Origin of the sequence: Rhizobium sp. CECT 9324, assembly GCF_918741265.1 — a bacterium.
GTDB lineage: Bacteria > Pseudomonadota > Alphaproteobacteria > Rhizobiales > Rhizobiaceae > Allorhizobium.
In genome coordinates, this window is sequence record NZ_CAKKMZ010000001.1 from 1,004,723 (window position 1) to 1,022,418 (window position 17,696).

Sequence of the window (17,696 nt, forward strand, 5' to 3'; positions counted from 1 at the left end):
ATGGCCGGACATTATGCGCAGCACACGACGGGATCAAGTCGGTGAAGACCCTGATCCCGCCGCATTTCAATCGATTTATTTCTGGTCGCGCAGCTCACGCCGCAGGATCTTGCCGACATTGGTCTTCGGCAGCTCGGTGCGGAATTCGATGAACCGCGGCCGCTTGTAATTGGTCAGGTTTGCCGCGCAATGGGCTTTCAGTTCGTCGATCGTCAGCGCCGGATCCTTCTTCACCACGAAGAGCTTCACCGCCTCGCCGGAATGTTCATCCGCCACGCCGACGGCGGCGCATTCCAGCACGCCCGCATGCATGGCCGCCACTTCCTCGATCTCGTTCGGATAAACGTTGAAGCCGGAAACCAGGATCATGTCCTTCTTGCGGTCAACGATCTTTGAGTAGCCGCGCTCGTCCATGAAGCCCATGTCGCCGGAACGGAAGAAGCCGTCCTCAGTCATCACCTTGGCGGTCTCTTCCGGGCGTTGCCAGTAGCCGGCCATCACCTGCGGTCCGCGGATGCAGATCTCGCCGACTTCGCCGATCGGCAGCGCCTGGCCATCCTCGTCGCGGATCTCGATATCCGTCGAAGGCAGGGGCAGGCCGATCATGCCGCTGAATTCCTTGCTGTCGAGCCGGTTGACGGTTGCCACCGGCGACGTTTCCGACAGGCCGTAACCCTCGGTGATCGGTCGACCGGTCATCTGCAGCCAGCGCTCGGCCACCGGCCGCTGCACCGCCATGCCGCCACCCAGAACCAGCATCAGCGACGAGAAGTCGAGGTTCTTGAAGTCCGGATTGTTCATCATCGCGTTGAACAGCGTATTCAGCCCGGGGAAGATATGCGCCTTGAAACCCTGCAACTCCTTGACGAAGCCGGGAATGTCGCGCGGATTGGCAATCAGCAGGTTGTGGCCGCCAAGCGCCACGCCCATCAGCGAATTCACCGTCAGCGCGAAGATATGATAGAGCGGCAGCGCGCAAACGAAGTTGAGCACTTCCGGTCGCCCCTTGTCGGCGAAGGCCGCCTCAAGCCACAGGGCGATCTGCTGCTTGTTCGCCAGGAGATTGGCATGGGTCAGCGTCGCGCCCTTGGAAACCCCTGTCGTGCCGCCGGTATATTGCAGGAAGGCCACGTCGCTGGACACCACGTCGACCGGCTTCAATGTCTGCCGCGCGCCCTCGGCGAGCATCGCCTTGAAGCCCATATGGCCGGGAAGAGACCAGGCCGGCACGAGCTTCTTCACCTTGCGCACGACGAGATTGACGATATGCCCCTTCAGCCCCAGCATGTCGCCCATGGCGCAGACGATCACATGTTTGACGTCCGTCCGTGCCACGACCTGCTCGACGGTATGGGCGAAGTTTTCCAGCACCAGGATCGCCTTCGAACCGCTGTCCTTCAGCTGGTGTTCCAGTTCGCGCGGCGTATAAAGCGGGTTGACGTTCACCACGATCATGCCGGCGCGCAGGATGCCGTAGACCATGACTGGGTTCTGCAGGATGTTCGGCGTCATCACGGCAACGCGGTCACCCTTCTGCAGCCCCTTGGATTGTAGCCAGGCACCGACCTTGCGCGACTGCGCCTCGAGTTCCCGGAACGTCATGCCGCGACCCATGCTCGAAAATGCCAGCCGGTCGCTGTATTTGGCGCAACTCGCTTCGAAAAGCGCGCCAAGCGAGGCATGGGCATGCGGGGCAATGTCGGCAGGCACCGACGACGGATAGGAGTCGAGCCAGATTTTCTCGGCGGCGCGACCGCTGTGGCGGCTCAAGGTTTCCGACATGTATTCCTCCCGAATGTCATTTTTGCCTGCGCGCCTGTTCCGGCACGAACTCCTCCTCAGGGCCCGTAAAGCTTATGCTTTCGCCGGATCAGTGCAAGCCCTGCGAACTTATATAACCTTGACGTAAACGTCAATAAATCTCCCGCGCGCTCGTCCGGGCGCCACGTGAGGCGGAACCATCCGGGCGCCGAGCCGTTACATTGTCATCAACAACGACAATGGAGGTAACCCAATGTTGAATCAGAATCAGGCCGCGCAGGGCAGCGATCCCTATGTAAAGGATACGCCCACGCTGATCGCCAGCGACAAGGTCGAAGGCACCGCAGTCTACGGCGCCGATGGCAAACGCATCGGTTCGATCCAGCGCATCATCCTGGAAAAGCGCGGTGGCCGCGTCGCCTATGCCGTGCTGAGCTTCGGCGGCTTCTGGGGTATCGGTGACGATTATTATCCGCTGCCGTGGGAAAAGCTGCGCTATGACGAAGAGCTCGACGGCTATCGTCTGGATATGACCAAGGAACAGGTCGAAGGCGCGCCGCGTTACCGCGATGACGATAGCGACTGGTACAAGAACAACGGTCGCTCGGTCTACGACTACTACGGCGTTCCGCCATACTGGATGTAAGCCACGCGCGATCAGATCCACCAGAGGCCCCGTTCGCGGGGCCTTTTTTGTGCTTGGTCTTGGATGCAAGGGTAGGGGATGTCGGGGACAATGAACGGCAGCGTAATCTCGCTGCAGCGGGAGAGACGTCAATCAACCCACCCGAGCCCGTACTAGAATTACGGCACTCGCGCTCGCCGCGTCCACTGACACAAAATTCCGCCCGCGGCTAGAGCTTATTGAGTCGGCGTGTATTCTTGGATGGACGGGAATTTTGAAAAATGGTGCCGCTTGCAGGACTCGAACCTGCGACCCCATCATTACGAATGATGTGCTCTACCACCTGAGCTAAAGCGGCACGCGGCGAAGAGGCAAGGCCCGTCCGCGTTTGGTGATGCGGCTGATACAGGCATTGCCCCATGATTTCAAGCCGGATTTCCGTCCGTTGTGCAAAAAATGACGCGAGCATAGGTGCTCATATCAGGCGCGTGCCGTTCGTTAAATGGTGCCGGGCGCTGGTCGCACAGGAACTGGCAGCAGCTCAAATGCACGACAATTCAGCGCAGTACGACAGGCCTTCCTCCCGCAATTGTCGCGGGAGGACGGGCTAGCAGTACGGCTCTCAGCCGCATATCGCCTTTTTTGCACTCAAATATTCACGCTCCAGCCGATCGACGAGCACAGCCACGGGTTCGATCGCCTTGACCGCGCCGATGCCCTGGCCGCAGCCCCAGATATCCTTCCAGGCCTTGGCGCCGGTGGTGGCCTTGTCGAAGTCCATCTTCGAGGGATCGGCTTCCGGCAGGTTGTCGGGATCGAGGCCGGCCGCGGCAATGGAGGGCTTCAGGTAGTTGCCGTGAATACCTGTGAAGTAGTTGGAATAGACAATGTCATTGGCCTTGGCATCGACGATCGCCTGCTTGTAGGCGTCGGAGGCGCGGGCTTCGTTGGTCGCGATGAACGGCGAGCCGATATAGGCCATGTCGGCCCCCATCGCCTGGGCGGCCAGCACCGCGCCGCCATTGGCGATTGCGCCGGCAAGAAGCAGCGGACCGTCGAACCATTCGCGGATTTCCTGAACCAGGGCAAACGGCGAGAGCGTACCCGCGTGACCGCCAGCGCCGGTGGCAACGGCAATCAGCCCGTCGGCACCCTTACGGATCGCCGAATTCGCATGCCGGTTGTTGATCACGTCGTGCAGCACGATGCCGCCATAGCTGTGCACGGCGGCGTTGACCTCCGGGACCGCGCCCAGCGAGGAAATGACGATCGGCACTTTGTATTTGACGCACATCGTCAGATCATGCTCGAGCCGCTTGTTCGACATGTGCACGATCTGGTTGACGGCAAACGGGGCCGCCTTACGGTCAGGGTTTTTCGCGTCATGGGCGGCCAACTCTTCGGTGATCTCGGCCAGCCATTCGTCGAGCTGCGCTTCGGGGCGTGCATTCAGCGCCGGAAAGGCGCCGACAATGCCGGCCTTGCACTGGGCAAGCGTCAATTGGGGGTTTGATATGATGAACAGCGGCGAGGCGACGACGGGAAGCCTCAGATTGTCTTTCAGGATCGACGGCAGTGCCATCACTTCACCTCCCATGAAGTTACGTTTACGAAAACGTCAATTGATTAGCAGATGACCGAGGCCAAGGGAAGCGGACCGGCTGGGCAAGGAGCGGGATCCACGGCGTTCCGATCACAGTCCGCTGGCCACCGACATTCAACAATGGCGCGCTTGCCCAAGAGCGCCGCCCGGCCGAAAGTCTCGCATCGGTCGCATTCCTGTGTTTATTGTCGGCAAGTTCGGCTTTCTGGGCTTGCACAGCAAAAAGCCAGCGGTTACCGAATCGATACCGGTAAAAAGATGTGGCAGGGGCGATCCCCAGAGGAGTATGGCGGCCAGTGAACGGATTGGAAACAGCCATCAGGAGTGCCCTGGAACGTTCGGATCGAACAAGTGCCGAAACGCGGGCGCGCATCTACCAGTCTGCACGTCAGGCGCTGGAAAGCGGCCTGCGCAAGCAGAACATCAATGATATCGAAACAGTCAATTACCAGCGTCGCAAGCTGGAAACGCTGATCCATGAGATCGAGATCGAGGAGCGTGCGCGTCTCGACATGACCGTGGCGCCGCCCGATGGTGTCTCGACGCCATCACGCTCCGCCGGCCAGCCGACCTACACGCAGACATCAACGCCGCTACAGGCCGCAGCCCCAGTGCAGACATCGACGGAAGCACAGACGTCGACGGCAGCGCAGGCAAGGCGTGCAGAGCCCGCGTTTGCGGCGGATGATCCGGTCGCCGATACCGGCCGTGCGAATGGAAACGGCATTGATCGTGATCCGGTGTTCGACGAAGATATTCATGCATCGCCCCGTGACGAGCGCGAGCAGTTGTCCGATGCCGATGGGCCGATGCCGGACATGCGCTCCGAAGTGCCGCTGCGCAAGCCGCGCCGCCGCCGCGGCTTTTTCTCGCGCCTGTTCATTCTTGTCATCCTGCTGTCCAGCGTCGGCATGGCGGCCTGGTGGGTCTATTCCTCCGATCTGCTTTTGACCGATGCCGAGCGCGACACCAGCGTGCCCAATCCACCGCCACGCGCCGAGGAAGAGGATTTCAACGGAACGGAAACCGCGCCGCAGGTCCCCCAGGGCCCACAGGCCATCGATACCCGCGGCGGCTTTTCCGATGACTGGATCGATGTATTCGAGCCGCAGCAGATTGCCGCCATCCGCCCGCGTGCCAATGGCATGGTCGATGTCGTGACGGCCAGCGACGGATCGGCGGTTCGCCTTGGCTCACGCAGCGGCGATGCGGATGGTGCGATCGAAATCACGGTCCCCACCGAAGTCCTGCGCGAACTGGCCGGGCGGACCTCGACGATCGCGCTCACGTTGCAGTCGGCAGACGACAAACCGGTGCAGATCTCCGTCGATTGCGATTTTTCGCGTCTGGGCACCTGCCCGCGCCACCGCTTCACCATCAATCCGCAAAAGCTCGACGCTCTGTTCCAGGTGAGCTTCGACAGTGGCATGGCACCTGCAAATGCCGGTCGGCTGATCGTCAATGCCGACCTGTCCGGCGGCGGCCGGGGTGTCAATCTCTACGCAGTGCGCATCCTTCCAGGCCAGTGACGCCGCGCGGATCGAGTCACGGCAGCGAGACGATTGCGACCGGATCGATCCAGATCGCATAATCCAGGGGTCATTTCAGAAAATCCGGCCCCTTGCCGATGATCTTTTTGTCGAGCTTGCCGATTTTCTCTTCATCCTTGCCCTCATAGTCGATCGACATCAACATATGGCGGATGATGTTCAGTCGGGCGCGCCGCTTGTCATTGGCATGCACGACCGTCCATGGTGAATGGTCGGAATGGGTCTCCTTCAGCATGCGGTTGCGCTTTGCGGTGTAGTCGTCCCACTTGTTCAGTGCCGCGATATCCATCGGCGACAGTTTCCACACCTTCAGCGGATCATGCCGGCGGTCATGGAAACGCTTCAACTGCATCTCACGGCCGATATCCAGCCAGAATTTGAAGAAGAAGATGCCCTCCTGGACGATCAGCTTTTCGAAGCGCGTCGCCTGTTTGAAGAAATCCTCGTATTGCTCAGGCGTACAAAAGCCCATGACCGGCTCCACGCCAGCGCGGTTATACCAGGAGCGGTCGAACAGCACATATTCGCCAGCCGTCGGGAAATGGTAGACATAACGCTGGAAATACCACTGGCCGCGCTCCGTCTCAGTCGGCTTGGTCAGCGCCACGACCCGGGCAGAGCGCGGGTTCATATAGGCAAGCGTCGAATGGATCGCACCACCCTTTCCAGCGGCATCGCGTCCTTCGAACAGCGCCATCACCCGTTTGCCGGTTTTCTGCATCCAGAACTGCACCTTGACCAGTTCGATCTGCAGCCGCTCCAGTTCCTTCTCGAACGTGTCCTCGTCCAGTTTCTTGTCATAGGGGAAGCCACCGGACTGTAGCGCATTGTCATCGATCCACTTGGGAAGCGCCACGGCATAGATATCGAACACCCGCTCTGCGCCGCCGATTTTCAATGTTGTGGCGCGGCTTTCTGTCTGTGTGTCCATGGGGTCCTCTCCGGCTAACCGCGGCTATGGCCCCGCGTTCACCCATAGTGAGCCCATGGCGAGCGTGAATTCAAGCCTTTGCTGGTTGGACGGATGCGCGGGTGCGGGGATAAATCGAAAGCGCCGATAGCCGGGCACCGAAACTTCTGTCATGAATCATGGCTATCAGAATGGAATGATCGAATGGCGAGGCCTTCTGCGCGTGACTGAAGACGATGACACCGGTGGCCTGAGCCGCGCGATGCGGCATATCTTGTCCGGCTCGTTTTATATTCTAGCCTCGCTCGCGATCGCGCTGGCGGCCTATCTGGCCGGTGCCAATGCTGCCTTCGCAATTGTGCTCTTCATCGTGTTTTGTGTGATGCTGTTGCTGAGGCGCTCCTCTGGTGAGGACCTTGTCACGATCGCGGGGCCTGCTGAGGGCGAACGGTTGTCCACCGATCCCGCACCACAGATCGGCGCGACGATTGATGCCCTGGATTTGCCGATCTTTGTCATCGGCGCGGAGGCCGAACTTCTGGCGCAGAACCGGGCGGCGGAAAAGGTTTTTGGCATACTGGCGGCCGGCGCGCATATTTCTGCCCGCTGGAGATCGCCGGGCATTCTCGACATGATACGCGAAACCATCGCGACCGGCGAACCCAACCAGATCGAGCATTCCGAACGGCTGCCGTCTGAGCGGGTGTATGTTGTGCGTATCGCGCCGGTTGCCCCGTCCGGTATGGCAGCTGGCGATGCGGCGGCCAATGGACGTTTCTTTCTTCTGTCCTTCAAGGACATCTCGGATCTTCGCCGCCTGGATCAGATGCGCAGCGATTTCGTCGCCAATGCCAGCCATGAGTTGCGCACACCGCTTGCTTCCCTGCGAGGCTTCATCGAGACCATGCAGGGTCCGGCCAAGGATGATGCCAAGGCGAAGGAACGGTTCCTCTCGATCATGCTCGACCAGGCCAATCGCATGAGCCGTCTGGTCGATGATCTGCTGTCGCTGTCACGGCTCGAACTGAAGGCCCACCTTGCCCCTGATCACATGGTGGATCTCGTTCCCGTGCTCGGCCATGTCCGGGATTCGCTGGCGCCGCTCGCAAGTGACCTGAATGTCGAGATCAGGCTCGATGTGCCCGAGGGCAGGGTCGAGGTCCTCGGTGATCGCGATGAACTTGTTCAGGTGTTCGAGAACCTGATCGAGAATGCGTGCAAATATGGCCAGGACGGCCAGTTCATCGATGTTGCGGTTCGACGCGAGCCCGGCGGCTCAACCGAAGTCAGCGTCCGCGATCACGGACCGGGCATTCCCGCCGAGCATGTTCCGCGCCTGACCGAACGTTTTTACCGTGTCAGCGTGGAAGACAGTCGCTCCAAGAAGGGCACGGGTCTCGGGCTTGCAATCGTCAAGCATATCCTTACCCGTCACCGCGCGCGCCTCATCGTGAAGTCTGAATTGGGCAAGGGCACGGACTTTACCGTGCGCTTTTGACATAAAACCCTACGCGGCTAAAGCCAAATTGAGGAATATATATTATTTTCAATGGCTTATATTGTCACAAATGTTTCATCGATCTGACATAAAAGGATGAGGTTAGTCCGGCTAAGAACAGGGCGCCGTTTGGTTGTGGCAATGAACTTGGTTTGCGGCCGCACCTTTACACGAGCCCATCAACGGGAGAATCCATTATGAACGTTTTGAAAATTGCTGCAGCAGCACTCGTTGCTTCTGTTGCCTTCACCGGCGCCGCCGTTGCTCGCGACCAGATCCAGATCGCTGGTTCTTCGACCGTCCTTCCTTATGCTTCGATCGTCGCTGAAGCCTTTGGCGAAAATACCGATTTCGGTACTCCGGTCGTTGAATCTGGTGGTTCGGGCGCCGGCCGCAAGAAGCTCTGCGAAGGCGTGGGCGAGAACACCATCGACATCGCGAACTCCTCGTCGCGCATCAGCCAGAGCGATATCGACCTCTGCGCCACCAACGGCGTCAAGGATATCCAGGAAGTTCGTATCGGCTACGACGGCATCGTGTTCGCCTCGGACATCTCGGGCCCTGAATACGCCTTCACCCAGGCTGATTGGCACAACGCCCTCGCTGCTGAAGTCCTCAAGGACGGCAAGCTGATCGCCAACCCTTACAAGGCCTGGAACGAAATCCGCGCCGACCTGCCGGCTCAGCCGATCCTCGCTTTCATTCCGGGCACCAAGCACGGAACCCGCGAAGTGTTCAACGAGAAGGTCATCGTTGACGGCTGCAAGGAAGATGGCGCCTATGACGCCCATCTCGCTGCCAAGAACAACGACAAGGCTGAAGCTGCAAAGGCCTGCATGGCTCTCCGCACCGACGGCATTTCGACGGACATCGACGGCGACTACACCGAGACGCTGGCTCGCGTTGCCGCCAACAAGAACGCCATCGGCGTCTTTGGTCTGTCGTTCTACCAGAACAACACCGACAAGCTCCGCGTCGGCACCATGGCTGGCATCGTGCCTTCGGTTGAGACGATCGCCAAGGGCGAATATCCGGTTTCGCGTCCGCTCTACTTCTACGTCAAGAACGCACACCTTGATGTGATCCCGGGCCTGCAGGAATACGTCGAGTTCTTCGTATCCGACGACATGGCCGGCCCGAACGGCCCGCTGGCTGCCTATGGCCTGGTTTCTGACCCGGAACTGGCCAAGACCCAGGAAATGGTCAAGAACCGTACCCCGATGGGTCCGCTGACGAAGTAATTTCGGCCACGTCCGGCGGCGCAATATTTGCGCCGCCGGTTTTCATTGTTTTTTGACGATGTGAGATTTTCAGGGGATGTGGGCGAAATGAGTGTGGGCATCATTATCCTTGTTATACTGGGACTTGCGGCGCTTGGCTTTGTTGTCGGCAGGCAGCGCGCTTTGTCTCTTTGGGCGCCCGGCAGCGCCAAGCTGCACTCCCTTCCTGGCTATTACGGCCAGATGGTTGCGCTGTTCACTGCCGTACCAGCCCTGTTTCTGATGATCCTGTGGCTTTCGCTGCAACCGACCTTCATCGAAGGGCGCATCAGCGACATGATCCCGCAAAGTGTGGTGCCGGAAGGTGGCGCGCACAGCCTCGTCATGTCCGATGTGCGCCGAATTGCCGGCGGATTGAATGCGGTCATCGCAAAGGGTGGGGTCGGCGAGGGTGAACTCGACGACGGACGTATCGATTTCAACAATATCCGCGCCCGTCTTGCGGAAGTCGGTGTCGCGCTGGGTGGCGATGTTCCGGTTGAGGTCTTCGAGGCCGCCAAGGCTTATCGGCAAAGCGCCAGGACCAGCAATATGGTCATGACCATCGCGGTCCTGGCGCTGGCCCTGATCATGGGCCCGCTTGCCTATCGCAGCATTCGCCCGGAACAGCGCGCCCGCAATCTGACCGAAGGTTTTGTCAAATGGGTGCTGATGGCGTCGTCCCTCGTCGCCATTCTGACCACGGTGGGCATCGTCGGCTCGCTGGTCTTCGAGACGATCAGCTTCTTCAAGATGTATCCATGGCAGGATTTCTTCTTCTCCACGGTCTGGAACCCGCAGTTCCGCGGCGGCTCCGATCTCGGTATTCTGCCCTTGCTGTGGGGCACCATGTATGTGTCGGTCATTTCGCTGATCGTCGCCGTGCCGCTCGGCCTGATGATTGCCGTCTTCCTCTCCGAGTATGCAGGCCCGCGGACACGCAGCATCGTCAAGCCGGCCATCGAGGTTCTCGCCGGCATCCCGACCATCGTCTATGGTCTGTTCGCACTGGTTACGGTTGGCCCGTTCCTGCGCGACTGGTTTGCCGAGCCGCTCGGCCTTGGCACCTCTTCCTCCTCGGTTCTGACGGCCGGTCTGGTCATGGGTATCATGATCATCCCCTTCGTCAGTTCTCTGTCGGATGACATCATCAACGCCGTTCCGCAGGCCCTGCGCGACGGTTCCTACGGCCTCGGCGCGACGCAGTCGGAAACCATCAAGCTGGTCGTCCTGCCGGCGGCACTTCCCGGCATCGTCGGTGCTGTGTTGCTCGCCGCCAGCCGCGCGATCGGCGAAACCATGATCGTGGTGCTGGGTGCGGGTGCCGCTGCCAAACTCGATCTCAATCCATTCGAAGCCATGACGACCGTCACCGTGAAGATCGTCAGCCAGTTGACCGGCGACACGGAATTTTCAAGTCCTGAAACGCTGGTGGCCTTTGCTCTCGGCTTGACCCTCTTCGTGATCACGCTCGGGCTGAACGTGATGGCCCTCTATATCGTGCGCAAATACCGGGAGCAGTACGAATGACCGACATCTCCGTGTTCAGCAACACCGCCGTTCCGCCGCAAGGCAAGTCGCTGCTTGCCCCCGATGATCGCACCCGCCGCCGCAATGCTGCAGAGGTACGGTTCCGCCTGATGGGCAAGATCGCCGTATGCATCGGCATGCTGGCTCTTGTTGGCCTGCTTGTGTCGATCCTGTCGAATGGCGCATCGGCCTTCCGCCAGACCTACATCTCGCTCGATGTCTATCTGGACCCCGCTCGCCTGGACAAGGCCGGCGACCGGAACCCGGAAAACATCGCCAAGGCCTCGACATTCGCTTATGTGCCGCTGATCGAGCAGGCACTCAGCGACGTGATGGCGGCCAAGGGCATCGCCGTCGACACCATGAATGCAAAGGCTGCTGCCGAGCTGATTTCCAAGGAGGCACCGGCCGATCTGCGTCGGTTTGTTCTGGCCGATCCTTCGGTCATCGGAGGCACGCACTCCTTCGACTTTCTGGCGGCCGGTCGCATCGACGGCTTCTACAAGGGCCGCGTGACCATGGAAAGCGCGGCCCTCGATCGCAATACCTCACCCGAACAGCTCATGCTGGCGGACAAGCTCAAGGAAGCCGGCATCCTGACGACACGCTTCAACTGGGCCTTCTTTACCGCGCCGGATGCGTCCGATACGCGTCCGGAAGCGGCTGGCTTGGGCATTGCCATCATCGGCTCCGTCTACATGATGCTGATTGTCGTTTGCCTGTCGCTTCCTCTGGGCGTCGCGGCATCGATCTATCTCGAAGAATTCGCCCCGCAGAACCACTTTACCGACCTGATCGAGGTCAATATTGCCAACCTGGCTGCGGTGCCTTCGATCGTGTTCGGTATTCTCGGCCTCGCGGTGCTGATCAATTTCTTCGGCCTTCCTCAGTCGGCTCCGATCGTGGGTGGTCTGGTGCTGACCCTGATGACGCTGCCGACGATCATCATCGCCACCCGCGCTGCCTTCAAGGCCGTGCCGCCGTCGATCCGCGACGCCGCCCTTGGCGTCGGCGCCTCCAAGATGCAGTCCATCTTCCACCACGTTCTGCCTCTGGCGATGCCCGGCATTCTGACCGGCACGATCATTGGCCTTGCCCGTGCACTCGGCGAAACCGCACCGCTGCTGCTCATAGGCATGGTGGCATTTGTCCGCGAGTTTCCTGCCGGTCCTCCGGAAGGTCTGTTCAACCCGGCCTCAGCCCTGCCTGTTCAGGTCTATAACTGGACCCAGCGCGGCGACCCGGCCTTTGTCGAGCGTGCATCCGGTGCGATCATCGTTCTGCTGGTTTTTCTGATCATGATGAACCTAATTGCAATCATTCTTCGCCGCCGCTTCGAGCGTCGTTGGTAAAAGGAGCGTAGAGATGAACAACATGTCCACGAGCAACATAACAACGACGCCGACGAAGGCTTCCACCATGAACGAAACCAAGATTTCCGCCCGCGACGTTCAGGTCTATTATGGCGACAAGCACGCCATCATCGATGTGAATATCGAAATCCGCCCGCGCACCGTGACCGCCTTCATCGGCCCGTCCGGCTGCGGCAAGTCGACTTTCCTGCGCTGCATCAACCGCATGAACGACACGATCGCGAGCTGCCGTGTCGAAGGGCATATCTCGATCGACGGCGAAAACATCTACGATCCCAAGGTTGACCCGGTGCAGTTGCGCGCCAAGGTCGGCATGGTGTTCCAGAAGCCGAACCCGTTCCCCAAGTCGATCTATGAAAACGTTGCCTATGGCCCGCGTATCCACGGCCTGGCGCGTTCCAAGGCTGATCTTGACGAACTGGTGACGTCTGCCCTGCAGAAGGCCGGCCTCTGGAACGAGGTCAAGGATCGTCTCGACAGCCCAGGTACTGGCCTGTCCGGCGGTCAGCAGCAGCGCCTGTGCATTGCCCGTGCGGTTGCGGTCAGCCCCGAAGTCATCCTGATGGACGAGCCCTGTTCGGCGCTCGATCCGATCGCGACGGCCAAGGTTGAAGAACTCATCCACGAACTGCGGACCAACTTCACCATCGTCATCGTCACGCACTCGATGCAGCAGGCTGCCCGCGTCTCGCAGCGCACGGCCATGTTCCACCTGGGCAATCTGGTGGAAGAGAACGATACGGACAAGATGTTCACCAATCCAGACGATCAGCGCACGCAGGACTACATCATGGGTCGCTTCGGCTGATCCGCTGTTCCCCTTGCAGTCGTTTCTCTTATCAGGAAGCTAAAACATGTCTTCTTCCCATATTTTGTCGGCCTTTGACGACGAGCTGAAATACTTGATGCGCCGCATCTCCGAGATGGGCGGCATGGCGGAACAGATGGTCGCCGAAAGCGTCCGTGCGCTGGTCAATACCGATGGCGCACTCGCCCAGAAGGTCATTTCCGACGACGTGATCATGGATGCCACCGAACGCGAAATCGGCGACAAGGCGATCGTCATGATCGCCCGCCGTCAGCCGGTCGCCGCCGACCTTCGCGAAATCATCGGCGCGCTGCGCATCGCCAGCGATCTCGAGCGTGTCGGCGATCTCGGCAAGAGCAATTGCAAGCGCGTCATGGCGGTTCAGAGCTCGGGCATCCCTCGCAAGCTCGCCCGCGGCATCGAACATCTCTCCGACCTGGCGCTTGCCCAGCTCAAGGAAGTGCTCGACGTCTACACCACCCGTTCGGCGGAAAAGGCAAAATCGATCCGCGACCGCGATGAAGAGATCGACTCCATGTACACCTCGCTGTTCCGCGAGCTCTTGACCTACATGATGGAAGATCCGCGCAACATTACCAGCTGCACGCATCTTCTCTTCTGCGCCAAGAACATCGAGCGTATCGGTGACCACGCGACCAACATCGCCGAGACAATCTACTACATGACGACCGGTGCCCAGCCCGAGGGCGAGCGTCCGAAGGAAGACCTGACGTCCTCCGTCGGCGCGATCAACGAGTAAGCCGTCACAAATGGGGTTTTGCCTTCCATGCTGCCGAAAATAGCTGTCGTAGAGGATGAGGAGGCGTTGAGCGTCCTCCTCCGCTACAATCTCGAAGCCGAAGGCTACGAGGTCGAGACCATTCTGCGTGGTGACGAAGCCGAGCTTCGTCTCCAGGAGCGCGTGCCGGACCTGCTGATCCTCGACTGGATGCTGCCGGGCGTTTCAGGCATCGAATTGTGCCGGCGCCTGCGCATGCGCCCGGAAACCGAGCGGCTGCCGATCATCATGCTGACGGCGCGTGGCGAAGAGAGCGAGCGCGTCCGGGGCCTGGCGACTGGTGCCGACGATTATGTCGTCAAGCCGTTCTCGACGCCGGAACTGATGGCGCGTGTGAAGGCGATGTTGCGCCGTGCTAAGCCCGAGGTTCTGTCGAGCGTGCTGCGTTGCGGTGATATCGAACTGGATCGTGAGACCCACCGTGTCCATCGCAAGAGCCGCGAAGTGCGCCTCGGGCCGACGGAATTCCGGCTGCTCGAGTTTCTCATGGCTTCGCCCAGTCGGGTTTTTTCACGCTCGCAGTTGCTCGACGGCGTCTGGGGCCATGACATCTATGTCGACGAACGCACGGTCGATGTGCATGTCGGGCGCTTGCGCAAGGCGTTGAACTTTTCCAACATGCAGGATGTCATCCGCACCGTCCGCGGTGCGGGCTATTCCATGGAAGTCTGAACCCTCGGCAGGGTACAGCGCGCAATAAAAAAAACGGGCCCAGCGGCCCGTTTTTTTTTGTATCTGGCGTTTGCCGTCGGCCCTTAGCGGGCCGCCCGACGCCGCTCGCTCACCGGCTGGTAGGCCATCTTGGCATGGTAGCCGCAATACGGTGAGGCATCGTTGATTTCGCAACCGCAGAAGTGGAAATCGTCCTTCATCGGATCGCCGATCGGCCACTTGCATGTGCGCTCGGTCAGTTCGGTCAAGGCCAGGCGACGCGAAATCGGCACCACGACATTCGACGGACGCGAGACTTCGACTTCTTCGAAGATATCGACTTCGACCTCTTCTTTCAGCATGTTGCCGCCAGCCGCGCGGGTTACCGTGCGGGTCGTCGTTGCGGTGCGGCCCTGGAATGCCGCTGGACGCTGCGTTGCCGGTGCCGGACGCTTGGCGGCGCGGGTTGCAGATGTGCTTCCGCCGGCCTTGGCGCGACCTGGCAGGTTCAGCCGGTGTACCTTGCCGATAACCGCATTGCGGCTGACGCCGCCTAGTTGCGCTGCGATCTGGCTCGCGCTCAAGCCTTCGGCCCACAGGCGCTTTAGTCTCTCAACGCGTTCATCAGTCCAGTTCATGCTGTAATTCTCCGCCGCTCGCGTGTGTGATGGCAGAATCCCTCACCGTTGCTTCGAACGAATTCGAAACAAAAACCGCCTCGTTACTGTCGGTGACTATTTCCGCCGCATTGCTCAATTTATTGAATGTTAACCTACTGGTCGGGTGACTCTGTGACAAGAGTCGGGAGAATCATCTGGAATCGATTTCCCGGTTTTCCCCAACTTGCTTCCCGAGTGAGTCAAGTCTGCAACACTCACAAATGGACCCGGCGCCATGGCGTCCGGTGGTCGCGGCAAATGCCCGGAAGCCCTCATTTTCCAGTAAGTTTCGTTGACATTGCTGGGTTAAATGCCGATAGTGCCCCCGCCGCCGCAAGGCGGCATTTTTAATTTTTGACCTGCCCACGGCTGTTCTGTCGCCGCTGAACGCCGCCAATCAAGGATGATGATAGCCATGACCAAAGCGACGCCGCTTTATCAGACCTACAATCGGGCGCCACTGCGTTTCGAGCGAGGCGAGGGCGTCTGGCTTGTTACCGAGAGCGGAGAACGCTACCTGGATTTTGCCGCCGGCGTTGCCGTCAACTCTCTCGGCCATGCCCATCCGCATCTGGTCGAAGCGTTGAAGGCGCAAGCCGAAAAGCTCTGGCACGTCTCCAATCTCTATGATGTGCCTGGCCAGGAAATGCTCGGCCGGCGCCTGACCGAAGCCACCTTTGCTGATCGTGTCTTCTTCACCAATTCCGGTGCCGAAGCGCTGGAATGTGCGATCAAGACCGCGCGCCGCTATCATTTCACCAAGGGCCACCCGGAGAAATTCCACATCATCACCATGGAAGGCGCCTTCCACGGCCGAACCATCGCGACGATCGCCGCCGGCGGCCAGGAAAAATATCTCGAGGGCTTCGGACCCAAGGCTCCGGGTTTCGACCAGGTTCCTTTCGGCGATATCGATGCCGTGAAGGCGACCATCTCCGATGCGACGGCTGCCATTCTTGTCGAGCCGGTTCAGGGCGAGGGCGGCATCCGCGCCATCCCCGTCGAGATGCTGCGCGAGCTGCGCGCCATTTGTGACGAGCATGATCTGCTGCTGATCCTCGATGAAGTGCAGTCGGGCGTTGGCCGGACCGGTAAGTTCTTCGCCCATGAATGGGCCGGCATCACGCCGGACATCATGGCAGTTGCCAAGGGCATCGGCGGCGGCTTTCCGCTTGGCGCCTGCCTCGCCACCGAAGAGGCGGCCTATGGCATGAAAGCCGGCACCCATGGCTCTACCTATGGCGGCAATCCGCTCGCCATGGCGGTCGGAAATGCCGTGCTCGATGTCGTGCTGGCCGATGGTTTCCTCGATCAGGTGCGTGATGTCGCACTCGTCTTCCGCCAGGGGCTTGCCTCGCTGCAGGATCGTTTCCCCGATGTCATCGCGGAAATCCGCGGCGAAGGCCTGATGCTCGGCATCAAGGCCAAGGGACCGAATACCGACCTGCTGATGGCCATGCGCGACCAGCATCTTCTCGGCGTGCCGGCAGGCGACAATGTCATCCGTCTTCTGCCACCGCTCGTCACGACGGCTGAGGAAGCACGCGACGGCCTGCGTCGCATCGAGCTTGCGGCAGAGAAGGTCCGCGAAAAGGCCGCAGCAATCGCTTAATATGCGCAGGGACAGGTAGACATTTATGGCATCTCCAAAGCATTTCCTCGATCTTTCCGCGGTCTCCGCCGTCGACCTTCGCTCCATGATGGACGATGCGCGCAGCCGCAAGCAGGCAACCAAGGCCGGCACGGCCGACAAGCCGCTGGCCGGCAAGATGCTGGCGATGATCTTCGAGAAGCCGTCTACCCGTACCCGCGTTTCCTTCGATGTCGGCATGCGCCAGCTCGGCGGCGAGACGCTGTTCCTGTCGGGTACCGAGATGCAGCTCGGCCGCGCCGAGACCATCGGCGACACCGCCAAGGTCCTGTCGCGTTACGTTGATGCGATCATGATCCGCACCACCGATCATTCCCGCCTGCTGGAAATGGCCGAACATGCCACTGTGCCTGTGATCAACGCACTGACGGATCTCACCCATCCTTGCCAGATCATGGCCGATATCCTGACCATCGAGGAACATCGCGGCCCGATCGCCGGCAAGACGCTCGCCTGGACCGGCGACGGCAACAATGTCCTTCACTCGCTGGTCGAAGGCGCTGCCCGTTTCGGCTACAAGATGAACATGGCCGTGCCGCTCGGCTCCGAGCCGGACGACAAGATCCTCAACTGGGCGCGCAACAATGGCGGCGAGATCATGCTGTGCCATGATGCCGATCGCGCCGTCGAAGGTGTCGATGCGGTCATCACCGACACCTGGATCTCGATGAACCAGGAACACAAGGCGCGTGGCCACAATGTCTTCCAGCCCTTCCAGGTCAATGCGGCGCTGATGAAGAAGGCCAACAGCGAGGCTCTGTTCCTGCATTGCCTTCCCGCCCATCGCGGCGAAGAAGTGACGGATGAGGTCATCGACGGTCCGCAGTCGGTCGTCTTCGACGAGGCGGAAAACCGCCTGCATGCGCAAAAGTCCATTCTCGCGTGGTGCCTCGGCGCCATCTAAGGCCCTTGAGACGGGGCCATGCTGCCCCGCTTGACCTTTGACGGCGGCGATACCATCTGAGCGCTTTCTCATAGGGCCGTATCGGCTCTGCTTTTTTGCGCCGCCGGGCGCCAGG

The 17,696-nt window shown here is 60.2% G+C and carries 15 protein-coding genes and 1 tRNA gene; 11 read left to right on the forward strand and 5 right to left on the reverse strand.

Features of this window, described 5'->3' with window-relative positions; genetic code table 11:
- Positions 1-75: 75 nt before the first annotated feature.
- Positions 76-1,782, reverse strand: coding sequence for a long-chain fatty acid--CoA ligase (locus LQ231_RS04800; RefSeq protein ID WP_230170492.1), 1,707 nt, complete (start codon positions 1,780-1,782; stop codon positions 76-78).
- Positions 1,783-2,014: 232 nt separating this feature from the next.
- Between LQ231_RS04800 and LQ231_RS04805 the strand changes: the two genes are divergently transcribed.
- Positions 2,015-2,407: a PRC-barrel domain-containing protein gene (locus LQ231_RS04805; RefSeq protein ID WP_230170493.1), complete on the forward strand. Its 393-nt coding sequence runs from the start codon at positions 2,015-2,017 to the stop codon at positions 2,405-2,407.
- 261 nt (positions 2,408-2,668) lie between these two features.
- Here LQ231_RS04805 and LQ231_RS04810 read toward each other — a convergent pair.
- Positions 2,669-2,744: transfer RNA gene (locus LQ231_RS04810), tRNA-Thr, on the reverse strand.
- 264 nt (positions 2,745-3,008) lie between these two features.
- On the reverse strand, positions 3,009-3,968 hold the full coding sequence (locus LQ231_RS04815) for a nitronate monooxygenase family protein (RefSeq protein ID WP_230170494.1): 960 nt from the start codon (positions 3,966-3,968) through the stop codon (positions 3,009-3,011).
- 317 nt (positions 3,969-4,285) lie between these two features.
- Here LQ231_RS04815 and LQ231_RS04820 point away from each other — a divergent pair, with 317 nt between their 5' ends.
- Complete coding sequence (locus LQ231_RS04820) at positions 4,286-5,518, forward strand: hypothetical protein (RefSeq protein ID WP_230170495.1); 1,233 nt, start codon at positions 4,286-4,288, stop codon at positions 5,516-5,518.
- Between the two features lie 70 nt (positions 5,519-5,588).
- Here LQ231_RS04820 and ppk2 read toward each other — a convergent pair whose 3' ends face one another.
- Positions 5,589-6,470 (reverse strand): polyphosphate kinase 2, encoded by an 882-nt coding sequence (ppk2, locus tag LQ231_RS04825; protein ID WP_230170496.1) that lies wholly within the window; start codon positions 6,468-6,470, stop codon positions 5,589-5,591.
- A gap of 241 nt (positions 6,471-6,711) precedes the next feature.
- On the opposite strand from ppk2, the gene phoR reads away from it, so the two are divergent.
- The 7 genes from phoR (at position 6,712) to phoB (ending at position 14,388) form a co-directional block, all read left to right on the forward strand.
- On the forward strand, positions 6,712-7,947 hold the full coding sequence (gene phoR / locus LQ231_RS04830; RefSeq protein ID WP_113143223.1) for a phosphate regulon sensor histidine kinase PhoR: 1,236 nt from the start codon (positions 6,712-6,714) through the stop codon (positions 7,945-7,947).
- 197 nt (positions 7,948-8,144) lie between these two features.
- On the forward strand, positions 8,145-9,188 hold the full coding sequence (locus LQ231_RS04835; RefSeq protein ID WP_113143150.1) for a substrate-binding domain-containing protein: 1,044 nt from the start codon (positions 8,145-8,147) through the stop codon (positions 9,186-9,188).
- An 87-nt stretch (positions 9,189-9,275) separates the two neighbouring features.
- Positions 9,276-10,736 (forward strand): phosphate ABC transporter permease subunit PstC, encoded by a 1,461-nt coding sequence (gene pstC / locus LQ231_RS04840; protein WP_230170497.1) that lies wholly within the window; start codon positions 9,276-9,278, stop codon positions 10,734-10,736.
- Positions 10,733-12,088 carry a phosphate ABC transporter permease PstA gene (gene pstA / locus LQ231_RS04845; RefSeq protein WP_230170498.1) on the forward strand — a complete coding sequence of 452 codons (1,356 nt, stop codon included), beginning with the start codon at positions 10,733-10,735 and terminating at the stop codon, positions 12,086-12,088. The genes pstC and pstA overlap by 4 nt, the downstream gene beginning before the upstream one ends.
- Before the next feature lie 67 nt (positions 12,089-12,155).
- Positions 12,156-12,917: a phosphate ABC transporter ATP-binding protein PstB gene (gene pstB / locus LQ231_RS04850; RefSeq protein WP_230173245.1), complete on the forward strand. Its 762-nt coding sequence runs from the start codon at positions 12,156-12,158 to the stop codon at positions 12,915-12,917.
- A gap of 46 nt (positions 12,918-12,963) precedes the next feature.
- Positions 12,964-13,677 carry a phosphate signaling complex protein PhoU gene (gene phoU, locus LQ231_RS04855; protein WP_113143154.1) on the forward strand — a complete coding sequence of 238 codons (714 nt, stop codon included), beginning with the start codon at positions 12,964-12,966 and terminating at the stop codon, positions 13,675-13,677.
- A gap of 27 nt (positions 13,678-13,704) precedes the next feature.
- Positions 13,705-14,388: a phosphate regulon transcriptional regulator PhoB gene (gene phoB / locus LQ231_RS04860; protein ID WP_113143155.1), complete on the forward strand. Its 684-nt coding sequence runs from the start codon at positions 13,705-13,707 to the stop codon at positions 14,386-14,388.
- An 83-nt stretch (positions 14,389-14,471) separates the two neighbouring features.
- Here phoB and LQ231_RS04865 read toward each other — a convergent pair whose 3' ends face one another.
- The gene (locus LQ231_RS04865; protein WP_113143156.1) at positions 14,472-15,005 is read right to left on the reverse strand and encodes a GcrA family cell cycle regulator; all 534 of its coding nucleotides are present in this window, start codon (positions 15,003-15,005) and stop codon (positions 14,472-14,474) included.
- A gap of 436 nt (positions 15,006-15,441) precedes the next feature.
- Between LQ231_RS04865 and LQ231_RS04870 the strand changes: the two genes are divergently transcribed.
- Entirely contained in the window at positions 15,442-16,638 is a 1,197-nt protein-coding gene (locus LQ231_RS04870) for an aspartate aminotransferase family protein (RefSeq protein ID WP_230170499.1), read from the forward strand.
- Positions 16,639-16,663: 25 nt separating this feature from the next.
- Entirely contained in the window at positions 16,664-17,581 is a 918-nt protein-coding gene (gene argF / locus LQ231_RS04875; RefSeq protein ID WP_113143158.1) for an ornithine carbamoyltransferase, read from the forward strand.
- Positions 17,582-17,696 lie beyond the last annotated feature (115 nt).

Coding starts and splice junctions, on each gene's coding strand:
- pstC (WP_230170497.1), top strand. CDS start 9,276: ATGAGTGTGGGCATCATTATCCTTGTTATACTGGGACTTGCGGCGCTT.
- phoB (WP_113143155.1), top strand. CDS start 13,705: ATGCTGCCGAAAATAGCTGTCGTAGAGGATGAGGAGGCGTTGAGCGTC.
- phoU (WP_113143154.1), top strand. CDS start 12,964: ATGTCTTCTTCCCATATTTTGTCGGCCTTTGACGACGAGCTGAAATAC.
- LQ231_RS04870 (WP_230170499.1), top strand. CDS start 15,442: ATGACCAAAGCGACGCCGCTTTATCAGACCTACAATCGGGCGCCACTG.
- LQ231_RS04800 (WP_230170492.1), bottom strand. CDS start 1,782: ATGTCGGAAACCTTGAGCCGCCACAGCGGTCGCGCCGCCGAGAAAATC.
- pstB (WP_230173245.1), top strand. CDS start 12,156: ATGAACGAAACCAAGATTTCCGCCCGCGACGTTCAGGTCTATTATGGC.
- phoR (WP_113143223.1), top strand. CDS start 6,712: ATGCGGCATATCTTGTCCGGCTCGTTTTATATTCTAGCCTCGCTCGCG.
- argF (WP_113143158.1), top strand. CDS start 16,664: ATGGCATCTCCAAAGCATTTCCTCGATCTTTCCGCGGTCTCCGCCGTC.
- LQ231_RS04865 (WP_113143156.1), bottom strand. CDS start 15,005: ATGAACTGGACTGATGAACGCGTTGAGAGACTAAAGCGCCTGTGGGCC.
- LQ231_RS04815 (WP_230170494.1), bottom strand. CDS start 3,968: ATGGCACTGCCGTCGATCCTGAAAGACAATCTGAGGCTTCCCGTCGTC.
- pstA (WP_230170498.1), top strand. CDS start 10,733: ATGACCGACATCTCCGTGTTCAGCAACACCGCCGTTCCGCCGCAAGGC.
- LQ231_RS04805 (WP_230170493.1), top strand. CDS start 2,015: ATGTTGAATCAGAATCAGGCCGCGCAGGGCAGCGATCCCTATGTAAAG.
- ppk2 (WP_230170496.1), bottom strand. CDS start 6,470: ATGGACACACAGACAGAAAGCCGCGCCACAACATTGAAAATCGGCGGC.
- LQ231_RS04835 (WP_113143150.1), top strand. CDS start 8,145: ATGAACGTTTTGAAAATTGCTGCAGCAGCACTCGTTGCTTCTGTTGCC.